Here is a 13,836-nt window from a genome sequence, read left to right as displayed (position 1 = left end):
TCCTACTAACAGAATTTCAATAACGAAAGAAAATGATATTGATTTTCGTCATTTATTTTATGAATGAATATTGGCGCGCTTTGAATTTCAAGGGATGAGTGGTGGCCGGTTATATTAATCAGCATATATATAAAGCTGCTGGAACGATAAAAGTGTCGAGAGAGGTATATGTGGGATGCACGTCTTGTTTTTTGCCCGCTGTGAACTTCGCAAATATTTTGCGACAAAAAAACGCCGCGGTATTAAAAAAAACATGCTTGGTAGTACGCCATGTCATAAAAGGCTGCGTATAATCAAGCGTTTGAATAACAAGCAAATATAGGAATGAAATGAAGTTTGTGAATACCATTTTGCTATCAGCTCTTAGTTTGGGAGTCGTAGCGCAAGAGCCTAAAAATGTGATTATGGTTGTTGGTGACGGAATGGGGCCTGCGTATACGACGGCATATCGTTATTTCGCTGATGACAAAAACACCCTAGACGTAGAGCAAACTGTTTTTGACCGTATGTTAGTGGGGATGGCAAGTACCTATCCCGCTCGAATCTCAGGTTATGTGACTGACTCAGCCGCTGGCGCAACTGCGTTAGCTACAGGTGTGAAATCATATAATGGCGCCATTGCCGTTAATGTGGATAAAAAACCAGTTTCTACCGTGCTTGAGTGGGCGAAAGAGCAGGGAATGAAAACGGGCGTTGCTGTGACTTCACAGATTAACCATGCTACACCTGCAGGCTATTCGGCCCACAACGAAAGCCGGAAAAACTACGATCAAATCGCTGATAGTTACTTTGATGAAAAGATTAATGATCACTTTGTATTAGATGTCATGCTCGGTGGTGGTTGGGACTACTTCATACGTGACGACCGTAACTTGGTGGCAGAATTCAAAAAGGCTGGTTATCAGTACGTTGATAACATTGCACACTTGAAAACAGCCAATAGCAAACAGCCCTTATTAGGATTGTTTGCAGAGCAAGGCTTAAACTGGGCGTTAGATATGCCCCCTAAGCAGCGTTTAAAAACGCTTACGCAAGCTGCAGTGGAACATCTTGAAAATGACCAAGGTTTCTTTCTACTTGTTGAAGCCAGTCAAATAGATTGGGCTGGGCATTCGAATGACGTTGGCGCCGCCATGTCCGAAATGCAAGACTTAGCACAGACCATGACATGGTTAGAGCAGTATGTTGATGCCCATCCTGATACCTTACTGGTATTGACCGCTGATCACAGCACGGGTGGCTTCACCATTGGCGCAAATAAAATTTATCGCTGGGAGCCTCAATGGCTCGATAATTTGCAAGCGTCTCCATACGCCATTGCTAAACAGCTAATGTCTGCTGAAAAGAAAAGTGCATTAGCAGCAGAGTTACTGGGCTTCTCGCTCAATGAAGAAGAAAAATCCAAAATAGAAGCAATTGACACGCAAGATGAAGAAATAGCTTATCAAACGGTGAAAACTTTATTAGATGTGCGCACCAACACTGGCTGGACAACAGGCGGCCACACAGGCGTGGATGTGCCAGTTTTTGCTAAAGGTCCAGGTAGTGAAATGTTTCGTGGAATGTTAAACAACACACAAGTCGCGGATAATATCTTTAGTTTGCTAGGTAGAAAGTAGTTAGGATTAGCGAATGATGTAATAAAAAACCGCTGACAATGTATGTTGTCAGCGGTTTTTTTTCAGTACTGAATTAGTTTTCGTTGCTTATTGCTGCGCGAGGAAGTTCTCTAAATCCTCACCGGTTAGCTTTTTGATTTGCGCGAACAAGTACCACAGGGCACCCATTAACATTATCATGCTGGGAATAACAATCACTGGGTAACTTAAGGCCGTCATGCGCCCTAATTCTTCTGTGTACTCTGTTGTTCCTGGCGGGCTAACTAAAATCACTTTCGCCAACACATAATTTAATACTGAGGATAAGAAGAACGAACCGGCAACGATATAAGAACTGATCGCCATTTTACCTTCAAAATCACTGGTGGTCCCTTTTGCTTCGAGAGCTTGAGATAAGTTATCCCAATTGACAATTTGCTCATTGAGTACAAGGACCTTTAATAGGGGCTTAGTCGTGCGCTGAGTTATCAATACTGCGATACCGATAACTGCCGGAATGGCAGCTTCTTTTATCGCGATATATTCCGCAGGAAGTTCCAATAGGCTAATACCGCCAGTTAAAATTACGCTGACAATCCCTAACACAGAGAAGGCGTTTACTTTGCCTGATTCTTTTAGATCCCAAAGCCCATACCCGATGGGAAATATAAGTGCCGCCACAATACTCCATGCAGGGCCTAGGTACTGGTCAGAGCTTAAGTTGCTCATGATCACCACGGGAATAACGATGTTAAATGCCAGATTTCCAAAAAATCCGTTTTGCTTTTTAGGGGCTTGATTACTCATTGGGGCCTTGATTAGTTTATAAACTGCTCATGCATTATAGGGAAGTTGTACTTCACGCTCTAGCACTACATTTAGTTAATTTAAGGATAAAGCGTTATCACTCGTTTTTGACTTGTTACGGCACGTTTTTAGCCCACAATCTTGCGGCAATCAAACCAGAGATAAAGCCAAATAGATGCCCTTCCCAAGATACAAAGGTTCTTGCGGGCAGCACCCCGAATATTAGGCCACCGTAAAAAAAAGCCACCAGCAAAGATATGATGATCAACTTGAACTTTCGGCTTAAAAAGCCAGCTAATAAAAGAAAGCCAAAATAACTGTATATCACACTGCTAGCGCCAATATGACTGGCAGAGCGGCCAAATAACCACACCAATAATCCGGTTAGTATGATGCAAAAAAATGTGACGCCGAAAAATCGTTTATTGCCGTATTGCAACATCAGAAAACTCAGCACACACAATGGGATAATGTTCGATAGGTAATGGCTTAAACTCCCGTGTAAAAACGGCCCAGTTAAAACACCAATAAGTCCTGGGATATAGCGCGGAATATTACCGAAATGGTTTAATGCCCGCCCAGTTAGGAGGTTAATTATTTCGATGGCAGTGATTAAAACGAAAATGCAGCCAACAATTTTTAACTGTTGGCTTAAACCAGAAGAAGTGCGCGATGTGAAGTTTTTGCTATTCATAAAACTGCGTTGATTAAGTGATAACAGTATTTTGACTTAAATGAATAGAAAATGAGATGTCAAATTGTCACAAAATAATATGCGGTAAATAACGCGACATATCTTGAGTAATAAGGGAGGTATCTTCCCTTACTGATATACCTGCTGGTTGATCGTCAACCAACCAAGAACCAATCAAGGTGTGATTATCTCCAAATTTTGGCAATGGCGAATAGGCTTGATAAATAAACCCTTCTTCACCATACGGTCCTTGAGCTTCAAGCACCGTTTTTCCGTTTTCAATAATACTGATATTGGCGCCTTCGCGAGAAAATATGGGTTTTTTTACCAGCTGAGTTTCGTTTGCTAGGTGCAGTTCGTCTTCAAAGTATGACGCGAGCAAATTAGGATGGCCGGGAAACATTTTCCATAACATGGGCATCAGCGCTTTATTAGATAAAACCGATTTCCACAGTGGCTCAACCCAGTGAGTACCAGAGGACTGAATATGCTGGGCAAAATCTTCACGCTGCATAAATTCCCATGGGTAAAGTTTAAATAACGTTTCGATGATTTGGTCGTCATGATCGGTAAACGCAGCACTTTCACTTAATCCAATATCTTCCATATAGACAAAGTAATCTGCGATCCCGGCTTCTCTGGCGCAGTCTTGCAAGTACTGCACCGTACCTCTATCTTCGTCTGTGTCTTTGCAACACGCAAAATGCATGAAATCTAATTGATAGTGATGAGCTATTTCGCCCAATCGGATAACAAGCTTTTCTTGGAGAGAATTAAATTGGTCGGCTTTTTTATGCACTAACCCTTTGTTGACTTGCTCTTCTAACCATAGCCACTGCCAAAACCCACTTTCATACAAGGAAGTCGGCGTATCTGCGTTATTTTCATATAGCTTTGCTGGCCCGCTGCCATCGTAACTAAAATCCAAACGCGAATATAAGCTTGGGTCACGACTCTTCCATGAATCTGCAATAGGCAGCCAAAATGTTTCAGGTATCTGAAAACGCGCCAGTAGGGCTTCATCATGAACCACGCGTTCGACCACTGCCAAACACATTTGGTGAATATCAGCAGTGGGCTGTTCTATGTCGTTTTCTATTTGGTTAAGCGTAAATTGGTAATAAGCTGTTTCGTCCCAATAGGGCTCCCCGTGCATAGTATGGAATTTGAAGCCGAAATCAGCGGCTTTACGTTGCCAATTGGGGCGTTGCTGTATAGGAATACGAAACATAAAACGCGTTAGCCACCCCAACCACTGGACTTTCTACTAGAGCTGCCCCAGCTTGACTTAGCGCGTACACTGCTACCAAACCCACCACGGCTCATGGTTTTCGATACACTGGGCTTAGATTTGAACGCTTTTTTGCTGACGTTCATGTTGCGGCGGCGGTAGTCTCCATAATCGCTGCCATCAGCGCCCATCCAACGGTGTCGATAAGACGAGTAGGGCGAATAGGAGGTAAACATAGGTTGAGTGTTATATCCCCTAGGAGAGAGTAGGTTACTCAACATGTAACCTGCCATAAAGGGCATAAAGAATGAACCGCTCTCGGTGCGCGTATAATTGCACTGATTCGCGCCAAACTCTTCTTCACATATTTGTCGTGATGCGTATTTAGGGCCAGTTCGCTGGGCTTCATCTAACGCGTCTTGGTAGGCGGTCTTACACAGTTCTTCTTGCCCTGGATTTTGATTGGTACAATCGTCTACTGAGGTATACACAGTGGCTTTTTCAGTTTCTTCACCGCAACGACTAAGCATTACTGCTGCAATACCTAGTGCCAAAGGTTTGACTGAAAATCCTTTACGCATACTCGCTAGGTTGATATTTGATGAGCGTTTACGCTGAGTCATATGGCCTCCTAGTAAGTCATGCAGGCGGCATTTAGCAAACCTACCGCAACCGAAATGGCGGCTAGAATAGTACCTGCGGATATTTCATTATTAATGATGCGTTCGGCAATTTTCGGCATAAACGTAAAACGTAAAAGCAAAAACGCCACCACTTGGGCAACTATTGCCACCACGCCCCATACGATAAAATCTAGCAATGATGCAGAGTTTGCCACTGCGCTTGATAACGCCAGAGCAAAACCAATAATTGCACCACCAAAGCCGATGGCTGCAGCAAGGTTTTTCTCTTGTTTGACTAACTTCCATTCATCATGGGGTGTAACAAACGCATAGACAATTTTGAATACAAATAGTAGTACGATTGATACAGCGAAATAGGCAACGAAGTGGCCGAGCCCAGAAATTGAATTGAGTATTGTTTCCATCATTTTTCCTTTATTTATTGGGAACCGTTAGCCGTTTATAGAGATGTCGGCTTGCGCTATATTAAAGCCGCTGCTGATGACTAAGCAGCGATCAAGATTTTGCCCTACTAGTTTTTCTTCACCGCTTACCAACAGCGCTTCAATGTCGCTGTTATCTAGCTCACGCTCGTAAAGCATGACGAACTGGTCAGTTTCACTGACATCACCATCTTCTTCATAAGTTTTTTCGGTCATCGCGACAGCAGGAGACACATCACCTACGGCATCCCAAACACGCTGGTAAGTGTGGCCTTCAAGGGAATACTCGGCTTGAGATATGTCCTTTTTTAGCAGGTCTTGCCACTGAGCATCTGAGCCAACGGTTTTGGTTTCATAGAAATACCATAACTTGACATCTGTAATGTGGTTTTCTGTCATGCCGCCATCTAAAACAACCTGCAAAAACGCATCATCATCAGTGTAAAAACGTAGAATCTTGCCCCCTGAGTCCAAGTCGACCTCACCAACGGCCTGAATAATATGTGAACTGGCCGGGGCGTTGATAATAAGGCTTGGCTCTATAAGCTTGAGTTTTAAGGGATCAATCTGAAATGATCCACCTAAATAAAGCCCCATAATTTCAGGCGCTTTTGGGGTTTTAGTGGTGTCTTTTTTACCAAATAATTTACTGAACATATTATTCCTCAGAAAAACGTTGCCACTCGATATGTTTGATCCTCGACTCGGCGATATAAAACACTTTGTCACCTGGCGATAGTTGCTCGTCTAAGTCGGGATTAACTTGTATGTTTAACTTGTCGTGGCTTTTAGACGTACCGATGAGAGTGGCATTATAACGAGACTTCAATTGATTAAATGCCAAGCCCACCGGCATAGAAGGCATATCAAGGGGGAGGGTGTCTGAATACTGCGCTTGACCTTCGGCCACACTAAGTAAGTCGTGATGTAGCACGCTTGAACCTGGATCAAACGCTGACTTTGCCAACATTTCTATTGCTACGCTTGGAGTGCATTCAACATTCGGACAATGCCGCTGAAGCAGGTTGGCTAATGTTTCATCGGTGAAATAAGCCACCATTTGTGCACTCGGGTTACGCTGACTGCAATATAACGCCGTGGTCATGGTTAAATCGTCTTCAGGGTTGTCCATCAATACAACTTTTGCATCGGCTATACATGCTCTATCCATGTCTTTGTCATTGCTAAAGCTATTGACTTTAACGAACTCAATTTTGTCCGGCATGGGGTTAGTAATGTCAGCCCGAACACATAACACTATGGTGGGGCGTTCATCTACTGCGTCACGCTCACGCAATAATAAATCTAATAATCTAAGGGTGCGTTGTTCGTTCCACCCAAGTACCAGAATATGATTAGATACCGATAAACTTTGCAAACCCTTTACTCCTTTTAACCACTGAAATGACACCCATGAAGCCACGCGACCAATAACAAGTGCAAAAAAGCTTAGGCCAACAGGGATAACATACAAAGAGACTATGTATTTACCCGCAGTCGTTGTTGGCGATAAGTCTCCGTAACCCACGGTTGAACCCGTTACCACCAACCAATAAACAAAATCTGTGGTGTTTGTTAATGCGTCTTCGCCAGCAAGGGCCATTAAGCACCAACTTGAAATGGTGTAAAAACTTAACGCGATTAATAGGGTATACCAACGCATTTCAGCAAAATACTGAGACAGCATTCTACGTATTTTTATAAACATGGCGTTAATTTCAGGTTATTGTTATTTCGACATATTCTTTCATATCCCAAGCCATTAGCCAATGTAACGGATTCCTTTGTGAAATCCAGTGGCATAAACTAAGTCGCCAAATAACAAAATGGCCCGTCAGCAACCGCTGACTGGCCATTCAAAATTATCGAGGCTTACTTGCCTAGAATGCGGCTTAACTCATCATCAGCAGACGTTTGTCCACCTTTGATACCTGCTTGTGCCAAACGTTTTTCTAAATCGTCGCTTGACTCTTCAGTCGCCAATTCCTGAGCGGCTTGCAATTCTGCATCACGCAAAGTTTGTTTGTCCTGAATACGCTGCAACGATTCAGTTGCCGTCTTCATTTTACTGTTGGCGCCTAAGTGACGTGAAGAGACCGCGACCTGTGCTTTTTGCACAGACTCAGTGGCCTTTACCATATCAACCTGCTGCTCTAAGCGACGTAAATTGGCTTTAGCTTGGCTGATGTTGCTAGCTAACTGCTTCTCTGATTGCTTGAATTGATCTAAATACTTTTGCTCGCCTTCTTGTTCTGCCTTTAAGTCACTGACTTTTTGCGCACAATCAAGCGCTAACTGACGATCAGAATCGATTGCTTTACGGGCGTGCTCTTCGTATTGCTCGATAGAAGATTGTAAGCTGGCGACCTTCTGCTGAGAAAGTTTACACTTGGCAAGTATTTGCGTGCGTGCATGGTCAGATTTACGCAGTTCGTCTTTTGCTTCACGGATCTCTTGCTCAAGGATGCGAATTGCTTGGCTGTCTACAACTGTCTGTGCTGCTTCTGTTGCACCACCTTTAACGGCAGTTACTAATTTTCTCCAAACCGACATAATGTCACTCCTCGATTAAAGTAAATGTTCTGCATAAGCATCTAAAAATGCTTCTACATTTTGAAATAGGGTTTGCACTTCGATCATCACGCTCTCGGGTTTCGATTGTGAACTCAACGAGCCAAAAGCGGTGTAATATTCATCGCCTGCCACGTTAGAAATTCCTACTGTGGTCAATGGGAAAATCATATGAGTTTTTAAAATCTCTTCATTTAACGCTGTTTTGTCTTTCACTTCATTTACCGAGAAAAGTAAAGACTCAACAATGATTTGCTCTCCGCTTATCGCTAGCCAGGCATCTACGCCGTCACCATTAGCAATTAATAAGCAATTCTCTTCACGGGTAACAACGAGATCTTGGTTGTCACTAAAAAGGGCCTCAAGTTGATTAAGATCCCATGTCATGGCTACTCTCCTGTATGGCTAATGACCGTCATTCGTATATGGCTCAATATTTCATTGAGCTCTTCAGCGAAACTCGGGCTTAGTGTAGTCAGTTAAAAAACAATTAGTCAAATATTATTTTCAACATTTGATATTTATTTATCACTAATGTAAATTATACGTCACATTTATAGCGTGGGTATAGTTATGCAAAATCATTCGGATGGTCTGACAGCAAAACAGACAAATAGTGCCTCTGCGGATTGGCGTCAAGTTGTCCAGCGCTTACTAAAAGCAGAAATGTCTAAGCGTGGTGTTAAATATCAGGATCTTAGTGAACGCCTAGTCTCAATTGGGGTGAATCAAAGCGCAGACAACCTACGTAACAAAGTTAATAAAGGCATTTTGGGCGCTGATTTGTTGTTACAAATCATGTATGTGCTTAATATGCGTCGCATTGAGCGTGACGATATCGTGGATATGTTCAGCGACATGGGGCAAGATCTATCTCAGTAGCGATGCAATAATTTGTCTATGTCTGCCTAGCCCCTTTTTGTAACGCACAGTTCTATACAACAATATTTTGTGCGAAAAAATGCTGCTTTATGTAGCGCGACGCAACGTAGCGTGACGCAATTTAGCGCTAAGCAATACAGTTATGCTCTGAATAGGTAAAAATCGCAGACAAAAAAAAGCCCAACGCAAGAGTCGCTGGGCAAAGTAACAGTTAGGAGAAACGTCAATAATATATAAACTGTTGACGTCATTTTAGCCGCATAAAGCCAAGTGACAAGGCAACTTGAGTATGCCAAGGCAATTGCAGGTATCAATTAATATACGTAAAATAACGGGCTAATTTCCCAGGATGATATATGAAAGTTTCTGAATTCCAGTTTGATTTACCTGAAGCCCTGATAGCGCGTTACCCCACCAAAGAGCGAACGGCTAGTCGACTAATGCATTTAGCCAAAACAGGCTTATCGCATTTGCAATTTACCGACGTTGTTGACTTGATCAATCCAGGCGACTTGCTGATTTTTAACAATACTCGCGTCATTCCTGCTCGCTTGTTAGGCCAAAAAGCGTCGGGTGGTAAAGTAGAAGTGCTGATTGAACGTATTGTTGACGAGCATCATGTGTTAGCGCATGTGCGTGCTAGTAAATCACCCAAAGAGGGCAGTCAATTGCTGCTTGAAGACAAAGTCGAAATGGAAATGGTGGGTCGCCAAGACGCTTTATTCAAACTAAAGCTGCTTAACCCTGAGCCGATCCTTGAGATCCTCGAGCAATATGGCCACATGCCTTTACCTCCCTATATTGACCGCCCTGATGAAGAGTCTGACAAGGAACGTTATCAAACCGTTTATAATGAAAAGCCCGGTGCGGTCGCCGCTCCTACGGCCGGGTTACACTTTGATGATGCGATTTTACAGAAATTAAAAGACAAAGGGGTGAGTACCGAATTTGTGACCTTGCATGTGGGCGCAGGTACCTTTCAGCCTGTGCGCGTTGACAATATTCTTGAGCATCAAATGCACTCTGAGTATGCAGAAGTGCCGCAAAATGTGATTGATGCTATCGCAAAAACCAAAGCAGCGGGTAAACGCGTTATCGCGGTAGGAACCACCTCAGTTAGATCGTTAGAATCTGCAGCGAAAGCAGCGTCGAGCAACGGCACTGAGCTTGCGCCTTTTTTCAGTGATACGGATATATTTATCTACCCTGGCTATCAATTTCAGGTAGTCGATGCCATGTTGACCAATTTTCACTTGTCTGAATCAACGCTCATTATGTTGGTCAGTGCCTTTGCTGGTAAAGAAAATGTCATGAGCGCGTACCAAGAAGCGATTGCTCAGCAATACCGCTTTTTTAGTTATGGTGATGCGATGTTTATCGAAAAAAATCAGCCTGCGAATAGAGATTAACCTGCAAGAAGAAGCATAGTGAGTAATTAGTGCGTTATTAGTTTTTATTCATTCATGCAATTCGTATATAATCCGGCCACTTTTTGTCAGCAACTCGCTTGTTAGGCATTGAAAATCACCTAAGACGAGAAAACGCTGGTGGGCAAGCCTTACCAGCAGGAAGTATTTATGCAATTTGAATTAGACAACACAGACGGAAAAGCGCGCCGAGGCCGTCTTAAATTTGACCGAGGCGTAGTTGAAACGCCAGCGTTTATGCCTGTGGGCACATACGGTACGGTTAAGGGCATGACGCCAGAAGAGCTTGATGACACTGGTGCGCATATTTGCCTCGGCAATACCTTTCATTTAATGCTTCGCCCTGGTACCGAAATCATCAAACAGCACGGTGATTTGCACGATTTTATGCATTGGCAAAAGCCTATTCTGACCGATTCAGGCGGTTTTCAGGTATTTAGCTTAGGTGACTTGCGCAAAATAACTGAAGAAGGTGTTACTTTCCGCTCGCCAATCAATGGTGAAAAAATCTTACTGACGCCAGAGAAATCCATGCAAGTGCAGCGTGATTTGGGGTCTGACATCGTGATGATCTTTGACGAATGTACTCCGCACCCGGCTACCGAGAGCGAAGCGCGTCAATCAATGGAATTATCGTTGCGCTGGGCCAAACGCAGTAAAGTTGAGCACGGAGATAACCCCTCTGCACTATTCGGTATCATACAAGGTGGTATGTACGAAGGGTTACGAGATGTCTCCTTGCAGGGCTTGGAAGAAATCGGCTTCGACGGCTATGCCATTGGTGGTTTATCTGTCGGTGAGCCTAAAGAGGATATGATCCGTATTTTGGATCACACCACAGATAAAATCCCAGCACACAAACCACGTTATTTGATGGGCGTGGGCAAGCCAGAAGATTTAGTCGAAGGTGTGCGCCGTGGAGTGGACATGTTCGATTGTGTTATGCCAACGCGTAATGCTCGAAACGGACATCTTTTCGTCACGAGCGGCATCGTAAAAATTCGTAATGCAGCGCATAAAACCGATACGGGTCCACTAGACGATAAATGTGACTGTTACACTTGTAAAAATTATTCTCGGTCATATCTACATCACTTGGACAAATGTAACGAAATATTAGGCGCGCGCTTAAATACTATTCATAACTTGCGGTATTACCAGCGTGTTATGCAAGGTTTACGAGATGCGATTGCTGAGCAAAAATTAGATGAATTCGTTGCGGATTTCTACGCACAAAAAGATATGCCGGTACCGGCGCTATAACGACAAAACTTAACAAACTATGGGGAATTTATGAGCTTATTTATCTCTGATGCACATGCACAGGCAGCACCAGGTGGTGCAACAGGCGGCGGTTTCGAAATGCTAATTATGCTTGGCGTATTCGGATTGATTTTTTATTTTATGTTATACCGCCCTCAAGCAAAGCGTGTAAAAGAGCATAAAAATTTGGTTAGCTCGTTGAGTAAAGGCGATGAAGTCTTGACGCAAGGCGGCATGGTAGGTCGCATAGTGAAAGTGTCAGAAGAGAAGGATTTTCTTGAGATTGCACTTAACGATACAACCAACATCGTTGTACAAAAATCTGCTATCTCAGCTGTGTTGCCAAAAGGCACAATGAAAGCGATTTAAAATGAGTTACCTTAAATAAAGCGGGCGATTGCCCGCTTTATTTATGTTTACGACATTCAAAATGGAAGGATTTTCACGTGTTAAACCAAACTCCGTTATGGAAGTATCTTGTACTGATTTTTATAGTCGGTATGTGTGCTCTATACGCTACGCCAAATTTGTACGGTGAAGACTACGCCGTTCAAATCTCTGCCGGCCGTAATGCCAGTGTCGATGAGTCACTGTTAAATAAGGTCACTGAAACCTTATCTAGCGAAAACATAGAAGCAAAAAATATCGCGTTAGATAATGAACAAATTTTAGTTCGCTTAACCAATTCCGACAGTCAGCTAATCGCCCGAGAAACCTTACAACGCGCTTTAGGTGACGATTACTATGTTGCTATGAACTTAGCCCCAGACACCCCAGCTTGGCTTGAAGCCATTGGTGGTGCGCCAATGAAACTCGGATTAGATTTACGCGGTGGTGTACACTTTTTAATGGAAGTGGACATGAACTCAGCAGTGAACAAGTCATTTGAGGACATGGTCTCTGATTTCAGAAGTGCGCTGCGTGAAGAGGGCATTCGTTACCGTACTGTACGCCAAGTTGAAGGCGGGGTGGAAATATTCTTCCGCGATCAAGACACGTTAGATAAAGCAGAGTTTTTCTTACGCAACCGCAATCGTGACTTAGTGTTCACTGAGAAAAACGACCTTAAAATTGTTGTCAGTATGTCTGAGCAGAAACTGGCCGAGACGCGCGACTATGCGGTTAAACAGAACATTACTATTATTCGTAACCGTGTTAACCAGTTAGGTGTTGCTGAGCCAAGTGTTCAAAAGCAAGGGGTTGACCGTATTGCCGTGCAATTACCAGGTATCCAGGATACTGCACGAGCGAAAGAAATTCTAAACGCGACAGCAACGTTAGAGTTTCGCTCGGTAGATTTAGACCATGACGTGCGTGATGCTGTTGCAGGGCGCGTACCAGCGGGGTCTGAATTAGTGCTTGACCAACAAGGTCAGCCACAATTGCTTAAAAAGAAAATCATCTTAACCGGTAATCACATCATCGATGCTAACTCTAGCGCTGATGAATACGGTATTCCTCAGGTTAATATCTCCCTTGATTCAAAGGGCGGCAGCAAGATGTCACAGTTTACCAAGGACAGTATTGGCAAGCCGATGGCAACCGTCTTTATCGAATACAAATCAACCGGTGAGCGAGACGCTAACGACAAGCTGATTTTTGAAGCGAAGCGAGAAGTGATCAGTATCGCAACAATTCAGGCTCGTTTGGGTAGTAGCTTTCGTATAACTGGATTAGATTCGCCCCAAGAAGCGCACAACCTTTCACTCTTACTACGCGCAGGTGCACTTATTGCACCCATTCAAATCGTGGAAGAACGCACCGTTGGGCCAAGCTTAGGTAAAGAGAATATTGCACTTGGTACCCAAGCCATTATTTGGGGCTTTGTCGCGGTACTTATCTTTATGCTGATTTATTATAAAGCATTTGGCGTAGTGGCAAACCTTGCCCTGACCCTCAACTTAGTGATGATAGTCGGTATTATGTCGATGATCCCTGGGGCCACGTTATCCCTTCCTGGTATGGCGGGTATCGTACTAACGGTCGGTATGGCGGTTGATGCGAACGTACTGATATTCGAGCGTATTCGTGAAGAGCTACGTGAAGGACGTAGTCCGCAACAGGCAATACATCATGGTTACGACAGTGCATTCTCAACCATACTTGATGCCAACATCACCACTTTCATCGCAGGCCTGATTTTATTTGCCGTGGGCACAGGTCCGATTAAAGGCTTTTCGATCACGCTGATGATTGGTATCGCCACTTCCATGTTTACCGCAATTTTTGTTACCCGTGCTGTTGTAAATGCATGGTGTGGTGGTAAGCCTTTGAAAAAACTATCTATATAGGAGCGC

15 protein-coding genes are annotated in these 13,836 nt (G+C 43.6%); 6 read left to right on the top strand and 9 right to left on the bottom strand.

Annotated features, from left to right (window positions below):
• Positions 1 to 329 precede the first annotated feature (329 nt).
• On the top strand, positions 330 to 1,619 hold the full coding sequence (locus GCHA_RS13250) for an alkaline phosphatase (RefSeq protein WP_007989012.1): 1,290 nt from the start codon (positions 330 to 332) through the stop codon (positions 1,617 to 1,619).
• Positions 1,620 to 1,706: 87 nt separating this feature from the next.
• Here the strand turns inward: GCHA_RS13250 and GCHA_RS13245 are convergent, their stop codons facing one another.
• The 9 genes from GCHA_RS13245 to GCHA_RS13205 all read right to left on the bottom strand — a co-directional run bounded on the left by GCHA_RS13245 (position 1,707) and on the right by GCHA_RS13205 (position 8,354).
• Positions 1,707 to 2,405 (bottom strand): VC0807 family protein, encoded by a 699-nt coding sequence (locus GCHA_RS13245; protein WP_007989010.1) that lies wholly within the window; start codon positions 2,403 to 2,405, stop codon positions 1,707 to 1,709.
• Positions 2,406 to 2,520: 115 nt separating this feature from the next.
• Positions 2,521 to 3,099: a rhomboid family intramembrane serine protease gene (locus GCHA_RS13240; RefSeq protein ID WP_007989008.1), complete on the bottom strand. Its 579-nt coding sequence runs from the start codon at positions 3,097 to 3,099 to the stop codon at positions 2,521 to 2,523.
• A gap of 67 nt (positions 3,100 to 3,166) precedes the next feature.
• Complete coding sequence (locus GCHA_RS13235; protein WP_007989006.1) at positions 3,167 to 4,330, bottom strand: glutathionylspermidine synthase family protein; 1,164 nt, start codon at positions 4,328 to 4,330, stop codon at positions 3,167 to 3,169.
• A gap of 8 nt (positions 4,331 to 4,338) precedes the next feature.
• Positions 4,339 to 4,953, bottom strand: a complete 615-nt coding sequence (locus tag GCHA_RS13230; RefSeq protein WP_007989004.1) for a DUF1190 family protein — start codon at positions 4,951 to 4,953, stop codon at positions 4,339 to 4,341.
• 8 nt (positions 4,954 to 4,961) lie between these two features.
• Positions 4,962 to 5,378 (bottom strand): DUF350 domain-containing protein, encoded by a 417-nt coding sequence (locus GCHA_RS13225; RefSeq protein ID WP_007989002.1) that lies wholly within the window; start codon positions 5,376 to 5,378, stop codon positions 4,962 to 4,964.
• Between the two features lie 27 nt (positions 5,379 to 5,405).
• The gene (locus GCHA_RS13220; RefSeq protein ID WP_007989000.1) at positions 5,406 to 6,053 is read right to left on the bottom strand and encodes a YjfK family protein; all 648 of its coding nucleotides are present in this window, start codon (positions 6,051 to 6,053) and stop codon (positions 5,406 to 5,408) included.
• Position 6,054: 1 nt separating this feature from the next.
• A complete protein-coding gene (locus tag GCHA_RS13215; RefSeq protein WP_039992463.1) occupies positions 6,055 to 7,104 on the bottom strand; it encodes a potassium channel family protein in 1,050 nt (349 codons plus the stop codon).
• 164 nt (positions 7,105 to 7,268) lie between these two features.
• Entirely contained in the window at positions 7,269 to 7,949 is a 681-nt protein-coding gene (locus GCHA_RS13210) for a PspA/IM30 family protein (protein WP_007988994.1), read from the bottom strand.
• 15 nt (positions 7,950 to 7,964) lie between these two features.
• Positions 7,965 to 8,354 (bottom strand): YjfI family protein, encoded by a 390-nt coding sequence (locus GCHA_RS13205; RefSeq protein ID WP_007988992.1) that lies wholly within the window; start codon positions 8,352 to 8,354, stop codon positions 7,965 to 7,967.
• 186 nt (positions 8,355 to 8,540) lie between these two features.
• Here GCHA_RS13205 and GCHA_RS13200 point away from each other — a divergent pair, with 186 nt between their 5' ends.
• The 5 genes from GCHA_RS13200 (at position 8,541) to secD (ending at position 13,830) form a co-directional block, all read left to right on the top strand.
• Entirely contained in the window at positions 8,541 to 8,849 is a 309-nt protein-coding gene (locus GCHA_RS13200; RefSeq protein WP_007988990.1) for a DUF6471 domain-containing protein, read from the top strand.
• A gap of 356 nt (positions 8,850 to 9,205) precedes the next feature.
• Positions 9,206 to 10,258 carry a tRNA preQ1(34) S-adenosylmethionine ribosyltransferase-isomerase QueA gene (queA, locus tag GCHA_RS13195; RefSeq protein WP_007988988.1) on the top strand — a complete coding sequence of 351 codons (1,053 nt, stop codon included), beginning with the start codon at positions 9,206 to 9,208 and terminating at the stop codon, positions 10,256 to 10,258.
• A 168-nt stretch (positions 10,259 to 10,426) separates the two neighbouring features.
• Positions 10,427 to 11,539, top strand: a complete 1,113-nt coding sequence (tgt, locus tag GCHA_RS13190; protein WP_007988985.1) for a tRNA guanosine(34) transglycosylase Tgt — start codon at positions 10,427 to 10,429, stop codon at positions 11,537 to 11,539.
• A 30-nt stretch (positions 11,540 to 11,569) separates the two neighbouring features.
• Positions 11,570 to 11,908, top strand: coding sequence for a preprotein translocase subunit YajC (gene yajC / locus GCHA_RS13185; RefSeq protein ID WP_006992085.1), 339 nt, complete (start codon positions 11,570 to 11,572; stop codon positions 11,906 to 11,908).
• A gap of 77 nt (positions 11,909 to 11,985) precedes the next feature.
• Positions 11,986 to 13,830 carry a protein translocase subunit SecD gene (gene secD, locus GCHA_RS13180; protein ID WP_007988983.1) on the top strand — a complete coding sequence of 615 codons (1,845 nt, stop codon included), beginning with the start codon at positions 11,986 to 11,988 and terminating at the stop codon, positions 13,828 to 13,830.
• The last annotated feature ends 6 nt before the right edge of the window (positions 13,831 to 13,836 follow it).

Origin of the sequence: Paraglaciecola chathamensis S18K6, from assembly GCA_000314955.1 — a bacterium.
Taxonomy (GTDB): Bacteria; Pseudomonadota; Gammaproteobacteria; order Enterobacterales; family Alteromonadaceae; genus Paraglaciecola; species Paraglaciecola chathamensis.
This window is presented reverse-complemented; position numbering and strand designations above follow the sequence as displayed.